General features: G+C 50.0%; 22 protein-coding genes and 1 pseudogene. 6 read left to right on the top strand and 17 right to left on the bottom strand.

All coding sequences use genetic code 11. From position 1 onward, the window contains the following. On the bottom strand, positions 1-686 hold a 686-nt coding region (locus ACIQWS_RS24420), incomplete at its 3' end, for an NRAMP family divalent metal transporter (protein ID WP_403184966.1). A 94-nt stretch (positions 687-780) separates the two neighbouring features. Between ACIQWS_RS24420 and ACIQWS_RS24415 the strand changes: the two genes are divergently transcribed. Continuing rightward, a complete protein-coding gene (locus tag ACIQWS_RS24415; RefSeq protein WP_223615548.1) occupies positions 781-1,230 on the top strand; it encodes a hypothetical protein in 450 nt (149 codons plus the stop codon). 137 nt (positions 1,231-1,367) lie between these two features. Here the strand turns inward: ACIQWS_RS24415 and ACIQWS_RS24410 are convergent, their stop codons facing one another. Beyond that, positions 1,368-1,919 (bottom strand): iron transporter, encoded by a 552-nt coding sequence (locus ACIQWS_RS24410; protein ID WP_223615549.1) that lies wholly within the window; start codon positions 1,917-1,919, stop codon positions 1,368-1,370. Positions 1,920-2,329: 410 nt separating this feature from the next. Next, entirely contained in the window at positions 2,330-2,569 is a 240-nt protein-coding gene (locus ACIQWS_RS24405) for a DUF982 domain-containing protein (protein ID WP_223615550.1), read from the bottom strand. A 1,293-nt stretch (positions 2,570-3,862) separates the two neighbouring features. Here ACIQWS_RS24405 and ACIQWS_RS24400 point away from each other — a divergent pair. Then, entirely contained in the window at positions 3,863-4,090 is a 228-nt protein-coding gene (locus ACIQWS_RS24400; RefSeq protein WP_223615551.1) for a DUF4167 domain-containing protein, read from the top strand. Positions 4,091-4,165: 75 nt separating this feature from the next. On the opposite strand, the gene ACIQWS_RS24395 is transcribed toward ACIQWS_RS24400, so the two are convergent. Next, positions 4,166-4,477, bottom strand: coding sequence for a putative quinol monooxygenase (locus tag ACIQWS_RS24395; protein WP_223615552.1), 312 nt, complete (start codon positions 4,475-4,477; stop codon positions 4,166-4,168). A gap of 333 nt (positions 4,478-4,810) precedes the next feature. Here ACIQWS_RS24395 and ACIQWS_RS24390 point away from each other — a divergent pair, with 333 nt between their 5' ends. Further along, complete coding sequence (locus tag ACIQWS_RS24390; RefSeq protein WP_223615553.1) at positions 4,811-5,041, top strand: hypothetical protein; 231 nt, start codon at positions 4,811-4,813, stop codon at positions 5,039-5,041. A 62-nt stretch (positions 5,042-5,103) separates the two neighbouring features. Here the strand turns inward: ACIQWS_RS24390 and ACIQWS_RS24385 are convergent. From ACIQWS_RS24385 to ACIQWS_RS24340, 10 genes and pseudogenes are all read right to left on the bottom strand, one after another. Continuing rightward, a pseudogene (locus ACIQWS_RS24385) lies at positions 5,104-5,533 on the bottom strand (general stress protein). A gap of 35 nt (positions 5,534-5,568) precedes the next feature. Then, positions 5,569-5,889 (bottom strand): PepSY domain-containing protein, encoded by a 321-nt coding sequence (locus ACIQWS_RS24380; protein ID WP_223615554.1) that lies wholly within the window; start codon positions 5,887-5,889, stop codon positions 5,569-5,571. A gap of 150 nt (positions 5,890-6,039) precedes the next feature. After that, positions 6,040-6,405 carry a response regulator gene (locus ACIQWS_RS24375; RefSeq protein ID WP_223615555.1) on the bottom strand — a complete coding sequence of 122 codons (366 nt, stop codon included), beginning with the start codon at positions 6,403-6,405 and terminating at the stop codon, positions 6,040-6,042. After that, complete coding sequence (locus tag ACIQWS_RS24370) at positions 6,398-7,453, bottom strand: HWE histidine kinase domain-containing protein (RefSeq protein WP_223615556.1); 1,056 nt, start codon at positions 7,451-7,453, stop codon at positions 6,398-6,400. The genes ACIQWS_RS24375 and ACIQWS_RS24370 overlap by 8 nt, the downstream gene beginning before the upstream one ends. A 9-nt stretch (positions 7,454-7,462) precedes the next feature. After that, on the bottom strand, positions 7,463-7,942 hold the full coding sequence (locus ACIQWS_RS24365; RefSeq protein WP_223615557.1) for a hypothetical protein: 480 nt from the start codon (positions 7,940-7,942) through the stop codon (positions 7,463-7,465). Between the two features lie 55 nt (positions 7,943-7,997). Then, positions 7,998-8,288 (bottom strand): DUF1236 domain-containing protein, encoded by a 291-nt coding sequence (locus ACIQWS_RS24360; protein WP_223615558.1) that lies wholly within the window; start codon positions 8,286-8,288, stop codon positions 7,998-8,000. Positions 8,289-8,511: 223 nt separating this feature from the next. Next, complete coding sequence (locus ACIQWS_RS24355) at positions 8,512-10,068, bottom strand: DHA2 family efflux MFS transporter permease subunit (RefSeq protein WP_223615559.1); 1,557 nt, start codon at positions 10,066-10,068, stop codon at positions 8,512-8,514. Next, on the bottom strand, positions 10,052-10,558 hold the full coding sequence (locus ACIQWS_RS24350; protein WP_223615560.1) for an isoprenylcysteine carboxyl methyltransferase family protein: 507 nt from the start codon (positions 10,556-10,558) through the stop codon (positions 10,052-10,054). The genes ACIQWS_RS24355 and ACIQWS_RS24350 overlap by 17 nt, the downstream gene beginning before the upstream one ends. Continuing rightward, a complete protein-coding gene (locus ACIQWS_RS24345) occupies positions 10,555-11,607 on the bottom strand; it encodes a type III polyketide synthase (protein WP_223615561.1) in 1,053 nt (350 codons plus the stop codon). The genes ACIQWS_RS24350 and ACIQWS_RS24345 overlap by 4 nt, the downstream gene beginning before the upstream one ends. A 615-nt stretch (positions 11,608-12,222) precedes the next feature. Further along, the gene (locus ACIQWS_RS24340) at positions 12,223-13,320 is read right to left on the bottom strand and encodes an AI-2E family transporter (RefSeq protein WP_223615562.1); all 1,098 of its coding nucleotides are present in this window, start codon (positions 13,318-13,320) and stop codon (positions 12,223-12,225) included. 292 nt (positions 13,321-13,612) lie between these two features. On the opposite strand from ACIQWS_RS24340, the gene ACIQWS_RS24335 reads away from it, so the two are divergent. Beyond that, positions 13,613-14,065 carry a pyridoxamine 5'-phosphate oxidase family protein gene (locus ACIQWS_RS24335; protein ID WP_223615563.1) on the top strand — a complete coding sequence of 151 codons (453 nt, stop codon included), beginning with the start codon at positions 13,613-13,615 and terminating at the stop codon, positions 14,063-14,065. Positions 14,066-14,154: 89 nt separating this feature from the next. Here ACIQWS_RS24335 and ACIQWS_RS24330 read toward each other — a convergent pair whose 3' ends face one another. Together ACIQWS_RS24330 and ACIQWS_RS24325 are read right to left on the bottom strand one after the other, a co-directional pair. Beyond that, a complete protein-coding gene (locus ACIQWS_RS24330) occupies positions 14,155-14,304 on the bottom strand; it encodes a hypothetical protein (RefSeq protein WP_223615564.1) in 150 nt (49 codons plus the stop codon). Between the two features lie 347 nt (positions 14,305-14,651). Continuing rightward, positions 14,652-15,023 carry a hypothetical protein gene (locus tag ACIQWS_RS24325; RefSeq protein WP_223615655.1) on the bottom strand — a complete coding sequence of 124 codons (372 nt, stop codon included), beginning with the start codon at positions 15,021-15,023 and terminating at the stop codon, positions 14,652-14,654. A 901-nt stretch (positions 15,024-15,924) separates the two neighbouring features. Between ACIQWS_RS24325 and ACIQWS_RS24320 the strand changes: the two genes are divergently transcribed. Continuing rightward, positions 15,925-16,764, top strand: coding sequence for a response regulator transcription factor (locus ACIQWS_RS24320; RefSeq protein ID WP_223615565.1), 840 nt, complete (start codon positions 15,925-15,927; stop codon positions 16,762-16,764). Between the two features lie 333 nt (positions 16,765-17,097). Here the strand turns inward: ACIQWS_RS24320 and can are convergent, their stop codons facing one another. Beyond that, positions 17,098-17,712, bottom strand: a complete 615-nt coding sequence (gene can / locus ACIQWS_RS24315) for a carbonate dehydratase (protein ID WP_223615566.1) — start codon at positions 17,710-17,712, stop codon at positions 17,098-17,100. A gap of 418 nt (positions 17,713-18,130) precedes the next feature. On the opposite strand from can, the gene ACIQWS_RS24310 reads away from it, so the two are divergent. Then, positions 18,131-18,682, top strand: coding sequence for a fasciclin domain-containing protein (locus ACIQWS_RS24310; RefSeq protein ID WP_223615567.1), 552 nt, complete (start codon positions 18,131-18,133; stop codon positions 18,680-18,682). Positions 18,683-19,143 lie beyond the last annotated feature (461 nt).

Below are 19,143 nucleotides of genomic sequence, written 5' to 3'. Positions count from 1 at the left end.
GCGCTCTCCCTTTCGTCTTCCACCTCCTGCGAGGCCTGCCAGAAGAAAAGATAGGGGCTGATGGTTGTGCCCAGAATGGCCACGACCGTCGTCCAGAATGCCGTGTCTGCCGAAAACGTCGGAACAAAAAAACCGTACGCCAGCTCGCCATAGGGTATTTTCACAACCATCACCGTCCCGAAATAGGCAAACAGCGAAAATGTCAGCCATTTCAATATGGAGACGTAGCGTGCGTACTGAAGGAATATCTGCAGGCATGCGCTGAGAAGGGCGAACAGAACCACATAAAGTGCGACGTTCCCGCCGATGAGCAGTCCGACCGCATCGCCCATAGCCCCGAGATCAGCACCGATATTGATCGTATTGGCGATGAAAAGAAGAGCGACGATAACCGGCAAAATCCAGGGAGGATAATATGTTCGCAGATTTGTCGCGATGCCATGGCCCGTCGTGCGTCCTATCCGGGCGCTGATTTCCTGAATGGCGGCCATCAGCGGATAGCTGAACAGCATGGTCCATGTTATTGCAAATCCGAATTGCGCTCCGGCCTGAGAATAAGTGGCGATGCCGCTGGGATCGTCATCCGCCGCACCCGTAATAATGCCCGGTCCCAATACACTTAAAAGCTTTGGCTTCGAGGTTCCAACGACGGGATCCTTTTCTGAATCCCTGATTTTTTTCGCCACGACATTATCCTCCCAGAAGCGCCGGCCTAAACATTCCACAGCAACGAACAGGAAAGGAATTTGTTCCTTGAGAGGTGGTTGTGAGGAATGAGGCTTGCCGAAGCAAGCGATGCGTCGTCATAGTCTGGGTAAACTTGTTCGACTCTGGATTCTCGAATTGTCCTCACCTTCGCAACTAACACAGTATGAAATCATTACTAAAGATGCGGTTCGGTCAATTGATGTATTGAGCCATTCGGGGAACGCGATGTTTTCAAATTTATCTAAATGGTGGAAGCATCTTGATGTTCAGACTCGGCTGGTAATCACGCGTTTTGCCTGGAAAATTCTGATCATCCTCGGTTTTGCCGGCGCGCAGAGCCCATTACCGTGGGGTTTCTGGAGGTCCCTCTATATCATGCTTGTGCTGAGTGGTGGCATATCATGTGGAATAGCATTGCGCTTCCGCGAACCTGCAAAATTCGGAAATCTATCGTATTGGGATGAAGCGATGTGGTTCTTTTTTCTTGCTTTGATCGTTCATTGGGCAATGCATATTCAATAGATACCGGCTTTGGAAATCGTCTTCCCAACAAGCAACAGCGTTTCGCAATGTTGTGTTATTTGAAGTTTTTAAGACCTGTTTTAGAAAGCTTCTCATTTAAAATTCACAAATATCGAACGGTGAATTTCCAGAATGCGTCATTCCCGCCCGGTTTTGATTTTGATTTTCTCAAATTCAACGTCCACTCTCTCTGCATAGCGCCGTCCATTTATCTTGTCGTGGCGCATAAAAGTGGGCGGTTCGATACTGATGCGTAATGCATAGTGACCATCTCCGGGTACACGGACGTTGCGGCCATAATGATAAAGACCAGGATGCCATACGAAAGGTATTTCAATCGGTCCGATAACGTTGCCGCTGCTTGGCACAAGAGTTGCTGTAACCGTCAAATAGGGAATGAAACGCTTGTCGCCGGCATCGCTGACCGATATTTCGAGATGGCAATTTTCTTCCGTTGGCTCCGACCATTTGAGATTGCCATTCTTGTCAGGCATATACATGCCTTCCGCCCGCTCCTGGGCATAAGCCACAATGTAACCGCCAGCCCGTTTCTTATCTCCGTTGTCGGCAACTTCTTCCGCCATATAGCGAAGAGAGTGGTGATAAGCTTCTCCCTCTTTCTTCGCCATACGGATCTGGTTGGCGTCTGCTTCATCGCTCGTTCGTTCTGGAGGGGCCGAATTCTTCATTTTGTACGCTCCTTAATGTTCTCACATGAAACGCCGAGATTGACGTGGAGTTCCCGGCACGTTTGTTCGGCTGAACTTCTGAGCGTCCATGGCCAAGCGATTTTTTATGCCAGTGCCGGATATCAAGCGGCCGAAAAAGGAACCATCCTTGGCGGTCATTGTTTCCTTAAGGGAAGGAAGCTTAGATGCGCCTACAACACATTATTATCGGCCTCGCAATATTTACCCTTACGCTGGCATGGCTATTCTGGTTCTTCCCAATGGCAAAGCAAGGGGCCAATCAGCCACTTCCCAGCATGGATCAGCCGACAACTGAACGTCGGCCATGAAATTAAGATGCATTTTGCGGAAATGATTTGGGAGGTAACAGAACCGTCAACCTCAAAGCAATGTTGAAACAGCACTCAGGATCAATGGACATGTCCGGTTTTTTCCCAAATGAAAATATCCACTTCCTTCGCGGCAGCGATAAAAGCGGTGCGCACTTCGTCCGCCGATATTTTGCCGTCAAAGGCATCTGAACAGGCCTTCTTCGCTGCAACGAGCTTTTTCTTTCCATGGCTTGGCCAGCTCAATGTAAGGACGTCAGAGGCATCCTTCACCGAAGCAATATTCAGCAGTCGGTTGGACCGCAGCGATTTGATCGTCACATGTCGAAAGGATAAGTTACTCATACCTCCCAACGTGCCTTGGTCGTTAAAGTTCCGCCGCCAGATATTCTAATGGTCAAAAGGATGACGAAGACAAGAAAGCTATGTCGCTTACGCCTCGGTCTGGCCCATCTCATTTGTAAAAGCCATAAATAGGGATAGAATTGGCATGTTGCCAGCCATCTTTCGGCTGCTGGCGCTTGAGAGATCATTGACGCCCCCGCCCGTCTTTAGAGGAGCATCCCATGGACATTCCTAAATTTCATGGAATTCATTCACCCGAAGATTTGGCGCTCGCCCGGGCGTCTTTTGATCAATTGGTGAAAAGGCTCGGTTTGCAATAAAACAAAGACCGGTGGTCCAGCCTTTATTGGTCATGGACCGCTCGCGCTTGGATTGTGCGACGAGGATACAATCATTCGCCATGTCTCATCCATGGCAACCCCAGACAGGCCCGAAGTAATTTGGGTGTACTTGCCGGTACGGAGCCAACAGAACATGCGACGGCATAGTCTGCACGCTGGCATCTTCCACTGCCCCGGAACCTATATCGATCCTGAGTGTTGTTAAGTGTCGGGCTACTCGTTCGGCAGAGGCTTGATGTGGTCCCACGTCCCCAAAGCATGATCTGCATCAAGCCTCGTTCATTCCAGAAAGTGCTTTACGAAAAAGACAAGCCTTCTCCGCTTCACGATGACCGATTGCCTGCTGTTCTGCGGGGCGACCATTGCGATGGGCGGCTCTTCTGGATCAGTTTCTACGAAGCCATCCACTCCGCCTATCGATAAGGAAGGTGGGTTCTCAATGATTCCGGCGTCGTGATCCTGTTGGTCTTGAAATGAACATGCGGGATGATCATATGGTTGACAAGCCGATGAACTTATCCCGGCTGTCTTTGCAGTTCTCTGATGAGCGCGCATTTTCCCTATCGAAAATTACACTACCTGCTGCAGGTCGGTATGCAGTTCATCATCAGTTACCAAATGACATAATTTAACAAAGAACGCTGCGCCCATTTTATCGCAGCAGTAACGGACCACTATGCAAGAAATCATTCAATCGAAAGCTGCCACGGTGCAGCCCATCCAAATGCGCTCTAGTCACTACGATCGACCCGAGAAGCCAACAACCAAACCCGTGAAACCGGCTTATTCAGGATTTACGAGACAAGAACTGCGCCGGATCGTAGCCGATCAGATTAATTGACCGAATTCAATGTTCGGCAATCCGACATTTGGATATCGCAGACTTATCATCCCCTCACAGGAGAGAGCCCACGGGCTCAAGACAATCATGAATATGAACCAGACAAAATCAACCATGGCGCAGGTCCATTCTGCGCCAATGGCCAACAACGCCGCAACCCTGCAATCGCCACGCCATCAAAAAGCGCAGCTGAATTACCAGCGTTATCTTGCGCAGGCGCGCGCAGAAGCACTCGTTGGAAATAACATCGAGGCAGAAAATTATTATCAACATGCCGAACATTATTTCCGTTCCCAGCGGACGGGCGACGCGTAATCGATGTCTGTGCACCCCAAATCACCTTTGGGGCCTCACTTGCAGTATTGTTTCCCCAAATGATCCGCGATTGTTTTAGGTCCCGGACATATCCATTGCCCAAACATCTGTAATGGGGCACACTATATAAGGGCTGATGAATATTCCCGCCGCTGTGTTGTCTTGTTCTGCGCACTGGGAAAGATAGGCGTTATAATCCGCTTCGGTGTCCCATTTTTCGATGAACAACAATTTGTTTGGATGGCCCTTGTGTTCCAGGATCCGAATGTCCTGAAGACCCGGAAACCCGCGTGCGCGTTTCAGCAGGCAGGGCAGATTTTCCAGATAGCCTGACCAAGCGTCAGGTTTTATCTCGACTACGACCGTAATCGTAACTGACGAAATCATGGGGCGTTCCTTGCAATGCCGGGTGCCATGCATTTAACGGGTGATTTTTGAATGCATGCACCGATAATAGTAGCAACCCCGGTGATAGCACAAAGTTCCCGTCTCATCGGTTGGCCCTGATATTCGGACGTAAACGCCCAAACCAATGCGCCTTCCATAGAAATGCGCCGCACCGTCAAGTGAACAGCAGCAGTCTCATATAAGCTGGTTTTGCGGGCTATGGAACCAATCTGGTCCGCGTTCGTTCCTCCAAAACCGGGCAGCTCCTGCGTAACCTTTGTCAGCTTTTCCCAGGGAGGTTCAAATCAAAGCTGCGGGCCAAATGGAGGTAGAATGTCAAGTCTCATACATTTTGAGGTCGTAATATTCGACCAAGGTGATGCTGGTGAACTTTTTACGGTGGGTGAGCCGATAGGCTTTAAATCAGAGGAAGAGGCGCTGCAGGCGGCAAAGAAATTAGCTTCACAACATAACGGCGTTGTGGCCTGGCGGCGCGAATCCAATCTTGAGGTTAGTACACGCACGGTCCTTTATCGTGCAGGGGAAATTATTGACAGCGTATAGTATTGTTAAAAAAGCGCGCCGCATATGCGACGCACTCATTGATCTCATTTTACAACACCGTATTACGGCATCATATTGGGCATATCACGCAGCCTATTGCGCTCTCTCGCCGCTTCTTCCTTGGTATATTCGGGGCTGGATTCGTCAAACTCATTCCATCCTTCTTCCCGGTACATTGCACGGCGAACCTTCAAATCAACGGGATCATTGTCGTTGATGATAGAGCGGGCAACGTCAATCTGTTCGCCTTCTACACGAACCGACACCTGGAATAGCCAGCATGCCGAGACCCGCTAGCAATCCGCCGGCACCGCCCACGACAGCACCAAGGCCAGCTCCGGTCGCTGCACCCTCGCCGGCATTTGATCCATTGGCTTTATCCTCCCTGCCAACAATACTGATGTTAACGGAAGAAATGCCCGCATTTTCAAGCGCGGTAACGACGGTACGTGCGTCGTCATAGTCGTCATATAGTCCTGTTACATTTTCCATTGAAGTCTCCCTGAGAATTATTGTTCTGGCTAGGTTCATTTACTGGCTTCGGTGATGTTGCCCTGATAGTCGAGCTTGACTTGGACCACCTTGCCATCCTTCATCGCCGAGGCGCTCCAAATGCCATCATCACCCTTGTTGAAGGCCGTCACATCCGTGTATCCCTTCGCTTCCAAACGCTCTTTTGCCTGTCCAGCAGTAAAGCTGTTTTTGCCAGGAACAGGAGCTGCAGCATTCGAACTGTCGGGGGTTGCGATGGCCGGCTTCATCGCGTCCGGAGACGCTTTCGGGGTTTCCTGAGCGTAGGCCGTTGAAAGAAGCGAAAGAGCGCCGAGCGCGATTATAAAACGTTTCATAAATATCTCCTGTTTCGCGATCGAAGTTTCGATCACCCAGGGAGTTAACCGCTCGCAGCAGTCAAAGTTCCGCTTCGAGGCGGTCCTAATTTGATAAACTTCAGAATACGTTTGACAGAAAATTTGCTGAAATGAGCAAGCCGCCCCGCTTTAAGGGCGCAGCAGTTTCGTCAACTCATCGACCAACTGATTGAACAAAAAGGGCTTTCTGATGACTGCATGGTTTGCATAACCGTCCCAAACGTCATGAGAGCTGTTTCCCGTGGAAAAGACAAAGGGTACTTTGTGGCTAATAAGGGCATCAGCTACCCGCTGACTTTTTTGGCCGTTCAAATTCATATCCAACATGGCCGCGTCGAAGGACTGCGCACCAATCAGTATAATTGCCTGTTCGTTCGACGCTGCGGTCGTCACAGACGTACATCCGAGGTCGGAAAGCATGTCTTCAATCATCATGAGAATGAGCATCTCATCCTCCACGACCAGAAGCCGGCGATCGGAAAGCAATTTATCCATTTGGAGCTACGCTTGGCGCTGGAAAATTCATGACACACAACAGGCCTTCTGCCGGATACTCAAGGTGAACTGTGCCTCCTACCGCCTGAGATAATCCTGTTTCAATCATGCGCGAACCAAATCCTCGTCGAAGCGGTTGGACGACAAGAGGACCATTTTTTTCGTGCCATCCCAACACCAGTCGCCGGCCTTCCGTTGTTTCCCTGGTTTCCCAGTCGATCGATACAGAGCCCGTTTCATTGGAAAACGCGCCATACTTCACGGCATTGGTTGCCAGTTCGTGAAATGCAATCCCCAGAGCGAGGGCAATCTTGGGTGAGAAAAGAACATTGGCACCCCTGATTGAAATATGTTCTGCGCGGCTGCCTGTCATGCCAAATGGTTCCAAGGCATCCGTGATCACTTCGATTAAACCTGTGTCCTTCCAATTCTGCCGCGTCAAAAGATCGTGAGAACGTGAAAGGGCCTGCAGCCGTGACTCAATGGCTTGCTGAATGGTTTTAGCATCAGAATCCATGCGCAATGCTTGCCAGACAATCGATTGAACAGTCGCAAGCGTATTCTTGACGCGGTGATTGAGCTCCTCGATGAGCATCTTGGAATGTGCTTGTTCTTCCTTGTGTTTGGTTAGATCCACCAATGACGCAAAGTGTTGAACAGTTTTACCCGCTTCATCCTTCACGGGACTGACAAACATCGCCGCCCAAAATTCACTTCCATCTTTGCGTCGATAGAGCACTTCGGAGCTATGATCAGAGTGGCTTGCAAATTCAGACTTGATGGCGGCCAACACGGCGGCATCCGTGACGTGCGCCAACAGAAAATTGAAGTGCTGGCCAAGGACTTCATCCCGGTCATAACCGGTCAGGTCCAAAAAACTATCATTGGCAAAGATAATCGGATGATCAGGGTCTTTTGCATCCGTAAACACCATTGCCATTCGCGTTGTCTCGGCGGCAACCACGAACGGTCCAAGATTCTCGCTGAAACCCTTGACTGCGGCTTCAGCGTCTTTTTGTTCATCACTTTTGTCTGCAATCGTCGGCATGCTTGTCCTTCACAGAAGGGTTCGGGACGAAGAATTTGAGGATTCCGTCATTGATTCCAACTTTTCAAAACTCCTCTCGCTTTGAACGGCCCGTTCCACGATCTGTTCGATGCTGCGTATCTTTAAATTGAAGAGCGCAATCACTGTGCGTCCAAGACGGTCCGAGTGAATATCTGTTTTGGGCGAACGTCCCAGTATTTGGGATGCCCGATCATGTGCGGTTTGCATCGCACGCCAGTCATCGTCGGTATATTGTTCGTAAAGGTGGTCATTAGATCTCATGCTTTTATCCCTTTTTTCGGGCGAAAGCACTATGGCGTCTTCCAAGCGCCGGCAGCCTATGACGTTAAAGCCCGGCGGCTCGCGAATTATAGGCTTCCTATAGGAAGACGCAAAACTATCCTCTAACATACTGTTATTGCGCGGCGAGTTGGGGTGGCTCAAAGCAGTAAGAAAGAAATATCTGACTCTTTGTTTATCTATGGCCATGGGCCCCCTTGATCAGGCGCTGCTTTACACCGCGCCTGATCAGGGGGCCTACATATTATTTCGACAGATAAATGACTTTTCTGTTCTCCAATGAGACGATAACAGGCCGGCCATTGACATAGACGTAGCCATACTGAGGGCTGTCAGGAATGGGCCTGAGCTCGACATCTTCGGGAACAACAAATCCTTGGCTTACATCACCGTCAATCACGACAGGATCAGATGGATTGGCGATGACATAATCGCGGGTCTGCTGCGGTACTTCCACAATCACTGTATCTTGCGCGAATGCGACGCTCGAACTTGCCATCATCAGCGTTGCGGTTATTGCAATTATCTTTTTCATTATCTTGCCTCTCTGTGGTTCCGGTAAGAACCCGGTGCATCAACAACAAAGGCTGCGCAAAATGGTTCCTTAACGGTGCAACTCTGTACAGGTTAGGGAGGAGATCTCTTCTCACTTTGGGTCGATAAATATGTGATGTTGAGGAGAATTCGATAGGCTTACTCAAGCAAGGAATGATGAGAAGCTAATGGCAGTGCTGGCAGATTGAATGTTTGCCGCACGCTCATTCTTTGAGACTTTGCCGAAAGTCATCATTGGCAAATGGTATTATCAAGAGGGGTACTAAAGTTATGATGGCGAGCATTGCCCAGGCATCATTGATCGATTGTACCGTAGCGGCCTTAGCGATGAGCGGGCTAAAAATGCTCTGCGCGGCGGCATCCAATTGTCCTGGCAGATGCTGCAGAAATACATTGCGATCGATCCCGACGAATTCTGCCGTCCGCATATCTCCAGCGAGCAGTTTATTGGCGATTGCAACGCCGTGCGTGGTCGAACGCGTGTAGATAACGGTGTCAATGATTGCCAAACCGATTGCTCCACCCAGATTGCGCATCAGATTGAACAAGCCGCTGGCATCGGGAACTTGCTCCTCAGGGAGATTTCCCAGTGCAAGCCGTGTTGGAGGCAAAAGACAAAACATTATTGCTAATCCCCGAATACACTGGGGCCAGAACATTCCATCAGAGTCGGTTTGAGGCGTTTGAAAGGCACTGTATCCCAGTCCGATCGCAAAAAGCACGAAGCCAAATGTCGAGAGTAACCGTGCCTCTGCCCGCTTTTCCAGCAAAACAGCGATCGGTGCGATCATCAGTTGCACCATACCTGTCACAAGCATCATTGAACCGATTTCCAGGGCATTATGCCCTCGAACAAATGCCAAGAAGACCGGCATCAAATAGACCGCGCCAAAGAGGCCAAATCCGAGAACAAAACTCAAAACGCAACCAATGGAAAAATTCCGATCTCTAAAATTCCGCAAATCGACCAGAGGATTGCGAGAATTCCAGGTGCGGAGCGAAAAAGCCAAAAGGTTGGTTGCACTGAACGACATTAAAACGAGCACCCAAGGCCCTGTCCATCCGCTGTGCGGAGCCTCCTTCAAGGCAAGCTCGAGTGTGGCGAGACCTGCCGCCATCAATGCCAGTGATGGAAAATCAAGCGACCGGATTTGCCGCAATTGCATAGGTACCCGCGGCAACAGAAAGATTGCAAGCGACGTCGCGAATAGACCAGGCAGCACATTTATCAAAAAGAGCCAATGCCAGGAATAGGTGTTAGTGATCCAGCCACCGACGATGGGTCCAACAGTGGGTGCCAGAACCGCGAGCACGCCCGCTATAGTCGTTGCAACGCTCTGGCGTCGCAAGGGAAACAAAAGGAATACCGCCGAGAAAACCAACGGAATGAGTGTGCCTCCGGAAAACCCTTGCAGAATGCGCCAGACGAGCAAGGCAAAGAAAGTGCCGCTCTGCGCGCATCCGATGGATGTCAAAGTGAATATTGCCGTGCCAAAGACGAATAGCCACCGCATGCTGAACAGCTTGGTCAAAAAGCCGGTCAGCGGAATCGCGACGACCTCGGCGATAAGATACGCCGTTTGAATCCAGCTCATCTGGTCAGGATGGATGCTGAGTGCACCTTGGATCGTCGGGAGAGATGTGGCAACGATCTGTACATCGAGAATAGCCATAAACATGCCAATGCACATTGCAACAAACCCCAGCCATGTTGCAAAGTTGGGTGCCCGTAGGCTGGTTGCATCAGCGTTTTGAATCATTGCGCAAATCCCGCAGCGCAGAATTTTCTTCTCGGATTCTGAAAGCCAGGACCGCAGCGTTTAGCAGCGAGAATATGAGAGCATACCGGCCCAGGCCAAAGCACAACGGCAGGACTGCAATTTCGCCCACGACGACAAAATAGTTTGGATGCGAAACATATCTATACGGCCCTCTCCTGACAAGTGAACTCCCCGGCACAACTATAATACGCGTTGTCCAGCGCCTCCCCAAGGTTGCAAGCACCCATATGCGCAGAGCTTGGAGCGCTGCAAAAATCAGCAGCCATGCAGGATCGATTTGCCTATTCCAAGCAAGTATCCAAAGGCCACCTAGCCAGAGGGTGTGAAGTGCAACTATCAGGCAATAATGTTTTGACGCGGCTTCATATGCACCGTGCTCCAATAGAGATTTGGTATTTCGTCTGGCGAGCCATAGCTCGCAAATGCGCTCGATCGTAACCGCAGACAGAAGTGCTGTTGCCGCAATCATGCTGCTCTCTGGAGAGATACACAGCTCACGCTAAAACCCGGTCCCAGTGCAGTAAGGAGGGTACGTGACGGTAAGCCGGCTTGGACGACACGGTCCAATACAAAAAGTGCGGTTGGAGCCGACATGTTTCCATAATCGGACAACACGTCACGCTCATGGTCCAAACTGCCTTGACCAAGCGACAGTGCTGTCTCCAGAGCAGCAATCACTTTGGTACCCCCCGGATGACAGGCAAATCTATCGATATCTGTCATGCCAAGATCAGCACGGTTTAAAATACCCGATATAGCCGGTGCAATGCGTTCCTCAGCAAATGGCGGTATTGCTCGATCAAAAATAACGCCGAACCCCTGCTTATCAACGCTCCAACCCATGATGTCGAGCGTATCAGGCCAAGTATGCTGGCCGGACATTTCGATGTTTGCGATACCTGCGTCACCCGCCTTGAGAATGCAGGCGGCCGCCCCATCCCCGAACAGCGCAGTTGCGACGATGTTGGCCTTTGTCAATTGATCCAGTCGGAACGCGAGCGTGCACAGTTCAACTGCAACCAGCAGGACAATTTTTCCGGGCCGCGCTGCTGCAAATCGAGATGCAATGGAGAATCCTGAGACACCGCCGGCACAGCCAAGGCCGAAGACAGGCACCCTTTCGATGTCTTCACGAAACCCCATTTGATGAGCGACGCGCGCTTCGAGACTAGGCGTGGCTATACCTGTTGAGGAAACCGTGACGACGATATCGACATCTTCACCTCGAAGGTCCGCTTTCTCCAGCGCCTGCTGAGCCGCACTAACGAACAAACTGCATGCCCCTTCGATATAGGCGGCATTTCGTTCCGGCCAGCCCAGCGGTTCAAGATACCACTCAAGAGGCCTGATCGCATAGCGCCTACGAATGCCCGAGCTCTCGAACACCTTTGCCAAACGATCAAAATCCTTGAACCGATCCGAAAATGCGCGATGCGCTACGGCGGCTGCATCTCGCTGTTCGATCATATGCGATGGAACAGCTGTTCCGATCGAGATCAGCTTCGTAGCTTGAGCCATGACATTCCTTGATATCAATCGCATGCCCCTGAGCAGCGTGCGCAAACACTAAAATTCCCTAGCAGGAACGTAGCCTCAGGGAAGAAAGTTCCTGCCGAGGTATCCAGAAAACGTGCTGAAAATTCAAAAGACTATTTAAGAACGTGCGCGAATGATCGCATTCGCGCACGACCTGGAATACTCACAATACAGTTAGTAGAGGCTGCCAAACTCACGCGTCTACCGAATAACGCGCAAAGGCTTAATACCAACGTCCACGACCGTAAAAGCCGCCTCCACCCAGTAAAATAACAATGAGAAGGATGATAAGAAGTGTGGTGAGATCCATTTCCGTTTCCTAAGATGATCGTGCCATCCAGACTGAACTTGTTTGCACAAGTGTCACAGGGCATTTCACTTGGACAACGTTTCAAGTACCTTATCGTTCCATTTCGACCCGCAAAACCATGCAGATGCAGTCAATCGTCACGTCTCACCTATGGAGCGACCTACATTCGGGGGGTGGATTGTCTGATCCAACGCATTCCACAACTGTTTAACAGCGCAACGTCGTCAAAAGATCAAACATTGCGGGTATCCTACGCGGCTCTAACACCAATGGCGGCAATTTTGGGCCTACCCTTCAAGGAAATGCCCGGCCGCGTTGAGCGGTGCAACACCGTCGCAGATAATCTTTGTGATCGCGAGCATCGGAACCGCCAGTATCGCGCCGGGAGCCCCCCACATCCAAAACCAGAAGATCAATGATAGTATCACCAGCACGGGATTAAGGGTGAAACGCCGTGCCAGAAGCATGGGCGTAATGATCTCGCCTTCCACCAAGTGGATTAGGAGATAAAGGCCTGCGGGCAAAAATGCTGCCCAACTACCCTCGATTGCGAGCAATCCAGCGAACACAAAAATGGTGATTCCGGCGAAGGGGCCCATAATGGGGATATAGTTCAAAAGGAAGGCAACCACTCCCCAGAGCACAGGGTCCCCCAGACCAGTTGCCCACATTGCTATTCCAGTAGCGAGGCCAACCAACCCGTTCATGAGCGTTATGGTGAGGAGATAGGCAGAAATATCCTTCTCTACCTGCTGTGACAGGGCGACCACCTGACGCTTTTCACTATAGCGGGGAAGGATTTCAACGGTGCGGCGCAAAAACGTGTCGCCAGCCACGAGAAGGAAAAATAAAATCAGAATGGTCTCGAAAAATCCACCTGCGAAATGCTGGGTACCTTTGAGAAGAACTGCTGATAAACTGAAACCAGCATCTCCCTGCCCTCCGTCAATCCTGTGCATAAAGGCAAAGAAAGTTTGGATCGGTTGGCTTAGGAAATGAAGTCGTTGTTCGAGTTTCTGTAGGCCATCCGGTAATCGTCCCGCCCATGATGAAGCAGGACCTGATACGGCAGCTCCTATGCCGACAATCAAAGCAAAAAAGGCAAGAATCAGCATAAGAGCCGAGAGGGATCGTGGAAGGTGTACTCGTTCCAATTGACGCATGGCCGGCTGAAACAGAAGATTTAGAACGAAAGCCAAAACAATCGGCAGCACAATATCTGCAGCGATATAAGCCGCCGTCAAAATTGCAAGGACAAGTAAACAGGACAGCACAATCAACTGTGGATCCGACGGCAGTGAATTGCTTTCTTCCGGTAAAGCGGAAATCTCCGTTGGGGGCGTTTCAGCACCTGGAGCCTTGGCAGATAAAGGAGATTTGGTCATTGGTGTCTCCTGATCAAATAAGCTATTGCTCCGGTGAGCTGCATATTTTCGTTATCAAAAAAGCTGATTTTGGCCTTATCACCCGGGAATTCATTCCATTCATTACGCGATTGATCTTAACGAGCGACGAGTCAAGGCATATCCTAACATGTAGATCAGTCAAAAGTTCCCCTATCATGCACTTTGCAGCATAAGTTCACTTTGCAAGTTTGACCCTTACGGTAAATGCTGGCTGCGCTATTCTGGATGTTCAGAGGGTTTGACAATAACAACCAAGGAATGGAGTTAGAACATGATTATCGAAGAGATGACCGGGCAGGAAATAAAATCTCTGCTTCAGCGCGTCACATTGGGTCGTCTGGCGTGTTCCAAGGATAATCAGCCGTATATCGTTCCACTGAGCTTCAGTTATGACGTGGCATTTTTGTATGCTCTAACCACTGCAGGCACCAAAGTCGATTGGATGCGGTCCAATCCCAAGGTATGCGTAGAATTCGATGAAATCGTTGCCACCAACAATTGGCACAGCGTCATCGTCAACGGCCTTTACGAAGAATTGACCGATGCGCCGGAGCATATATCTGCGAGGGATGACGCGCAAAAGCTTCTCAGTAAGAAAGCGGAATGGTGGCAGCCGGCATATGTCAAAACTGTAATCCGAGACCAGGAAAGGGAACTGAATCCAGTCTTCTTTCGTATTTCCATTCTCGAAACGACAGGTCATAAAGCGATAAAAAAGAGTTGATCTTTCAGTGCTTTAAAGGGCCCAATCCTGCGCAATACACGCAGAAAGTCGGTGGCCGCTAAACAAACGAACTCCATATCGCGACATATTCACGATGCAGGACGACTATGCGCATTTTTTTGTTTATGAGGCCCGGCATGTGATGGGGTTTCACAGAAGGGAACTGCCGAGCCCCAACCGACCAGCAAGGCCGGCGGTTCATTTTGCTCTTCCCACAAAATATTGGCAACAATATTCATGCATTTGGCTCCATAGACGAAAGCAACACCTTGATGTAATTGCAATATATCTATTTCTCGCGCTATCTTTTGTCCTTTTTTCAGCAATGAATGGCGTATTTATCTATTACCTAAATTATTTACCCGTTGCGTTACTTAACTGTCTTTTCTGACGCTGATTGCCCAGGAGATCCGCGTAATTCCTGTCTTAAGTCTTTTCTACTTTTCAGCAGGGCGATAGGTTTCGCGCCATGTTCACTCGATTATACTGGACGATGACTTACGAGATTTTGCCCCAAACTGAGTGCTTGTTATAAAAGGGCGATCCGAAGACCGCCCTTGTTCGTTCTGTTCGTGGACTTCCTGTATCATTTGGCCATATGCCATACACCCCCAACGCCATCGCCATTGGTATCCCCTGATTTCATATCTTTCGAATAGGTGTAGAGCGGCTTGCCACTATAAGCCCACATGTCTTTGCCGTCGGAAGCTTTGACAATGGACCATTCGCCAGCGGCTTTGGCCTTGCCATCGGTATGAAACGCCGGCCACATTTTCAGGCAATCCTGGTCGCAGTTGGATTTACCCTTCGCGTCCTTGTCGAAAGTATAGAGCGTCATGCTCTTCTCGTTGACCAGAACCTTGCCCATCTTGGTATCCATCATCTTGGCAGGCTCAGCCGCAAAAGCCGATGCGGCTGTGGCAGCCAGTATGCCCATAGCAATTAAAATCGTTTTCATGATGATACTCCCTTTCGGGAATGCCGACTGAATGTCAGTAGTGCCCGATATGAATATAATAACGTCCCAAGCCCCTAGCTGTTCCATTTTTGGCAGCGCGTTGTCCTTCAAGGTCTGGTACTGCGCATCAATGAACTGAGATAGCATTCGTGATTTGACTACCGACATTGCGCCGATCATAAGCCAAACGGCTGTGCCGAGGTGCAGCATGAGACCCGGCGGGTGATGATGAAGGCAACCGCCGGGTCTCTTCTTGAAAAAGCCATATCCGGGGATCACATTTTCTGAGTTGCTACTCTCCAGTGCAACGAGAGGCCCGGCGATATTCTTCCCCCGTATAGCCCCAGCCGGGCCTCTTCTTTCAAATCATACCAATCGGTATGTTGACAGTGGGCTTAGCCAGGAGGACAATTGGAGGGTGATCTTGCTGGTCATAACTTTCGACCCGGCAGAGTACGCCTCCGCACTAGCGCTGCCGGGCCTCTTTGCTGCCTCTTTCCGAGGCCAATGCGGTAAAGTGCAGCATCAAATCAGCGGTTCGTCTCTTACCATCTTCCCTCATATTTGGGGCAGAACAGGAACTGCTCCTCGAGCAAGGTCTACAAGATCTTTAGGTATAACAAGCCCATCAGACTATATTTTCCCTCCAGCTAAAAACTTTGAACTATCAAAATTATAGACGCGGCCGGGCCAAGCAAACTATCTGGGCTATCTGCAACAAACCCAAACTATCAATCTTTGTAGGCAAGTCACGCCCGCGTCACTCTCAAATAATTAACTTAATCTTTATTGAAGCCGAATGGGCATTTCCACGTAGATCAATCTTTTTGATTACCTGGATAAAAACAACAGAAAAAACAAAAAACTTGCAGGGCTATTCCTGTCAAAAATGGGGGCAAGTATGAACGGTAATGTACCTTTTAATTTAAGTGAATGCGTGAACTACGAACCCGGAAAGAACTTTGAAAGCAAATCTGAAAATGCCATCTTCATTTATGCTGAAACGGGGGTCGTCTTTCAAGGACTTGTGAAGTCATTGGAAAGAACATTCGCTGATATTCGGATAACACTGTCGAGTTTTCTACCGGATTCCCAGGACCCCGACATGGGCGTTGGATTGGTCCTTTTGCAGACCGAGCTGATCACCGACCTCCCGGATTGCATTGAACGCTGCAGGACATGTTTTCCGAATGCATCCATCACGCTCATGATCAATGGCGACGGATTTGCATCGCAGGGGTTGAATAGGTTGTTCTGCGACCGAAGAATCCAGGGCCTGCTTCCGTTCACCTTGAAGCTCGACATCTGGCTGGCTGCCATATGGCTGCTGCTCAATGGCGGCGAATATTACCCATACGGCGTTATGCAATCGCTGGAAAAGCTGGCGAAAGATGGCCACGCTCGCCATCAGCAACCGTCTCATGTGGAGGGAAAAAGGGGCCATATGTCCGGCACCAAGCCGATCGATACATTGACATTGCGCGAACATCAAATTCTCGAGCTTCTGTCCGAAGGGCTGCAAAACAAGACCATCGCTGACCGGCTCAGCCTTTCAGATCATACGGTCAAAGTCCATGTTCACAATCTCATTCGAAAGCTCAAGGTGCACAACCGCACGCAGGCAGCGGCAGTATACCGTAATCACCTGGATCATGAATCTCTGCAATCAGCCTTCAGCTGGAACACCGAGCGAGCCTTCAGCCGCAATACCGAGATAACGGAATTGACGATCAACATCTAAAGGAGAGTGCCTGCACTGACCGTCTCGGAATGACGTGTCAAAGCACGCGTCGCATTGCTTCATGCTCCCCAGTCGATGGCAAAGCTTTTGTGCTATCCTTCGACATGCGTCTCGTAAACGCATTTAACGAGATACAACGGCTCGGTATATCAGCGGTGCGGCCGTTTCACACAAAGTCGGTGCCTTCACCGAACGGGCATCGGGGGCCGTGCGCAAAGTAATACAAACTTGGACGCAAGTATTCCTGGCGCGCTCAAGATCGCAATCGCTTTGGAGACTGCATTCTACGCACTGCATCCAATATTGTTAGATGTGAGCGATTGGAGGATGCTCTTAGTTTGAGCATCCATCTGCAACAGTACAGCCAAGATCATGGAGCAGACCATCGTTCAAACCATAGATCCATCCATGAATGGAGATGTCCTGTTTCCTCTTCCACGCTGCTTGTAATGTCGGCGTGCGCGCCAACCGTTGCACCTGGTCAATGACACAAAATTCGCAAAGACGATCCAAATCGTCCTCAGTCGCTGATTTGCACGCAAACGATGAAAATCGCATTGTTGCCAAGTCGCGAATGGGTTGCAGCCAATGATTGGTCAACTCCAGCGAGGTTCCCTCCACCGCCGCTAGAACCCCGCCACAGCCGTAGTGTCCACATACGATAATATGTTTTACTGCCAATTGACTGACAGCATATTCAACCACCGACAACAGATTCAAATCAGCTGGATGAATGAGATTGGCAACATTTCGATGAACAAAAACTTCACCTGGTTCCAGACCGGCGATGACATTCGCTGGCACTCGGCTATCCGAACAGCCTATCCATAGGTATTCCGGTTTTTGAAGCTGTGAGAGTTTCTTAAAATAGTCCGGATCGATCCGACGTTTTTCAAGTGACCAATCACGATTGTTTTCGAATAGCGTTTCAATCAATTTCGTCGCCATCGGACTCAAACTCTGTTGCTGTTAATGTGGTCCCGCTTCATAGGACAAATCGGAGCCGGACAAAAGGCCGACATTGACGCGGACTGCCCACTTGTATCGAGGGCGAAATGAGCGAATTTCTTTCGCCAAATAATTCAATTTGCGGTTATGACGCTTACGCGATCAGATCTTAATGGATCGGTTTGCCTCGTATTTGCAGCAGTACGAGTACTCGCGCCTCACTACCGTCCAAATGTGGATCGCCGCAGGAACTCCACTTGCAGGATCAATCGGCACTTAATTGGAGCCTTCATAAGTCCGAGGCTCATTTCCAAGGAGCATTTCGGACGCGATTATTCCATCTCGGCGAAACTAATTTGACAAGCCGTTCGTAACTCCGCTGCTTCCCAATCCAAGGGAAAGAACAGTGGAGAGAGAAATGTTCACCAAATCCATTCGCCTGGTTGCACTGGCATCTGTGTTGATTTCGGGAGCCGCGTTTGCGGAGAATCCGATGGTCGGCGGTGCACCCATGTACGAAAACAAAAACATCGTCGAAAACGCAGTGAACTCTAAGGACCACACGACACTGGTTGCAGCGGTCAAGGCAGCTGGCCTTGTTGAAACACTTCAGGGCAAGGGTCCATTCACCGTTTTTGCGCCAACCAATGAAGCTTTCGACGCACTGCCAAAGGGCACCGTCGACACATTGCTCAAGCCTGAAAACAAGGAAAAGCTGACCAAGATTCTCACCTGTCACGTTGTGGCGGCAAATGCCGATTCACAGACCATAATGAAGATGGTTGACGATGACAAGGGTGCACATCCGGTCAAGACGGTAGGCGGCTGTGTTCTCAGCGCAAAATACAAGGGCGACAAGCTCACTCTGACCGACGAAAACGGCACGGTTGCCAATGTGACGATTGCCAATGTGAAGCAATCCAATGGCGTCATCCATGTCATCGACAAGGTTCTCCTGCCCAAGATGTAACTTCATTGATTGTTTCCAGCCAATGTCAATGGCTGGAAACATATCTGCGGCATGCATGCCGGCCCATCGGAATCCCAAAGAGGGCAATGCCTGACCAATCTTTTTGGAACACAATCGATCCAGTAGCGTTTTTGCCACACGAGCTAATGGATACCCCCGTTGACACTGCTCGTAGAGACCCGGCCTTTGCAGAGACGCGCCGCCGGGTCTCGCCAAATATCCAATGCTCAAAGTAGATTTGGAAAGTGGGTTGTGGTCCTATGCCGCCACACAATCATGTGATGTCGTGATCTGAAAATGAAAAACCCGCATAATCCTTCAAACCCGTTGAGGACGTGATAAAGTGAGAAATATGAGTGCACTTCAACATGTCTCACACGTGTGCAGCCGGTCCTTCGACGTCTTGTTTATGACATCTTGAAGGTCGCTTACCCCATGTTATCACTTGCATCGATACAGGC

Origin of the sequence: Phyllobacterium sp. NPDC097923, from assembly GCF_044760925.1 — a bacterium.
Taxonomy (GTDB): domain Bacteria; phylum Pseudomonadota; class Alphaproteobacteria; order Rhizobiales; family Rhizobiaceae; genus Phyllobacterium; species Phyllobacterium calauticae.
The sequence above is the reverse complement of the archived record's forward strand: the minus strand, read 5'-3'. Positions and strand labels throughout refer to the sequence as shown.